Below are 2,039 nucleotides of genomic sequence, written 5' to 3' on the forward strand. Positions count from 1 at the left end.
CAGCTCCTCGTACAGGGCGAGCGCCTCCCGCCAGCAGGACTCGACCCGGCCGGGGTGCGGGTCGGAGGCGGCGCGGCGGGTGAGTTCGGCGAGCGGCAGCGGGGCGTCGGAGGCGACCAGGACGGCGTTGCCGAAGCGCTTGCCGCGCAGCACGGCCGCGTCGGCGATCAGCGCGAGTTCCCCGAACCGGGCGGCGGCGGTGGCGATCTGGCCGCGCAGGTGGGCGAGCGGCGGGCCGTCGGCGAGGTTGGCCGCGTAGCTCCCGGAGGGCTTCAGGGCCCGGCGGACCTCGTCGAGGAATTCGGTGGAGGTGAGGTGGGCGGGGGTGCGGGCACCGCTGAACACATCGGCGATGATCAGGTCGGCCCAGCCGTCCGGCACCTTGGACAGGCCCTCCCGGGCGTCCACCGCGCGCACCCGGACGCGCGCGTTCGCGTCCAGCGGCAGTTCGCGGCGGACCAGCCGGACCAGGCTCGCGTCGCGCTCCACGACCTGCTGGGTGGAGCGGGGCCGGGTCGCGGCGACGTACCGGGCGAGGGTGAAGGCGCCGCCGCCGAGGTGTACGGCGTGCACCGGCCGGCCGGGCGGGGCGGCGAGGTCGATGACATGGCCGAGGCGCCGCTGGTAGTCGAAGGAGAGGTACGCCGGGTCGTCCAGGTCGACGTGCGACTGGGGTGCCCCGTCGATCAGCAGCGTCCAGGCCCGGCCGCGATCGGGGTCGGGGACGAGCTGTGCGAGACCGCCGTCGACCGGCTCCTCGATGGTGACGGCCGACCTGCGCCGGGTGTTCCTGGACCTGCCCATCCGCCCATTTTCGCAGGTCCCACGGCAGGGTGCGGAACGCACGGCGGCCGGTCTCGGGCCCGGGGCAGGCCCCTCAGCAGCACTTGTCCGCCACCTCGATCAGCCGGGCCGCCTCGCCCAGGGCCCGGCGCAGCACCGCCGGGTCCGTGGCGGGGTCGGCCTCGCCGGGGGGCAGCAGCCAGTCCGAGCCCGCCACCGGGGGCCCGGGGGCCGGCCGCAGTCCGCGCCCGTCCGTCTCGGTGCAGGTGCTGCCCGGCACGTCCCAGCAGGCCGCCGTACCGGCCGGCACCAGGAAGCCGAGGGTGTCGCGGTCGTCGTCGTGCAGGACGGGCCCCACCGCGTCCGCTCCCGCTCGCCGCAGGATGTCGACCGCCTCCAGCCCCTGTCGGGCCGGCACCGTCACGAGGTCGCATGCCGGGTCGTCCGCGCACGCGGACGACGACGGCGACGTACGAGGTTCGTTGCTCTGGCTGGTCTCCATGCCGGCCTCCACACAGCCCTGTTGCGGTCCACGGGGTTCAACGCGCGAGCGCGTCAACGGGCACGGCCCGAGTGCGCCGCAAAGGATGGCACTTCATGGCGGATCACACGGGAGATATCCGGTTTGTGGCCAAACACCGCGTGCCGGACCCCGCACAGCGGGTACGTTCATGCCCGCCGGAACGGAGCGCCAGCCAGGCGTCCCGTCCGGTACCACTCCGGAACCACCCGGGTCCCGGCATGGTTCGACGGTTCGCACGAGAGGACCCGGCCATGGCGTCGTCAACGGTGACCTCGTCACAGCCCGACCGGCCGCCCCGGCCGAACCTCGCCTTCCGCCGGCTGCGGGGCCCGCGTTCCCCGGCCGAGTTCGCGGCGCTGGTCCGGCGGGCCGCGCGCGAGATCGGCGAGCGGGTGAGCTGTGACGCGCGCTACATCGGCCGGGTCGAGGCGGGCGAGATCCGCTGCCCCAACTACGCCTACGAGCGGGTGTTCCTGCATATGTTCCCCGGCCGCACCCTCACCGACCTGGGCTTCGTGCCCCGTTCGTCCGTCCGCGGCCGGGCCGCGCGTACGGCCGTGGCGGCTCCCCGGGGGCCCGCACCCGGGGAGACACCCGCCGGGTCGTCCGGGGCCGTCGAGCCGTACGACTCGCGGGACCCCTGGCAGAACGACCCCCCGAACCACGAGGAGAGCGACGTGCTGCGTCGCGCATTCATGACCGGCCGAGCCCCCGGCGTCCGTCTCACCACCCC

General features: G+C 75.1%; 2 protein-coding genes and 1 pseudogene. 1 reads left to right on the forward strand and 2 read right to left on the reverse strand.

The window, feature by feature from the left end; all coding sequences use genetic code 11:
- Positions 1–804: spermidine synthase (locus H5J33_RS32830; protein ID WP_181798359.1), on the reverse strand; the 804-nt coding region annotated here is incomplete at its 3' end.
- 73 nt (positions 805–877) lie between these two features.
- Positions 878–1,285, reverse strand: a complete 408-nt coding sequence (locus H5J33_RS32835; protein ID WP_181798360.1) for a hypothetical protein — start codon at positions 1,283–1,285, stop codon at positions 878–880.
- A gap of 272 nt (positions 1,286–1,557) precedes the next feature.
- Here H5J33_RS32835 and H5J33_RS32840 point away from each other — a divergent pair.
- A pseudogene (locus tag H5J33_RS32840) lies at positions 1,558–2,039 on the forward strand (Tat pathway signal protein); the annotation flags it as partial.

The sequence above is a fragment of the Streptomyces sp. WELS2 genome (assembly GCF_013870595.1).
Taxonomy (GTDB): Bacteria; Actinomycetota; Actinomycetes; order Streptomycetales; family Streptomycetaceae; genus Streptomyces.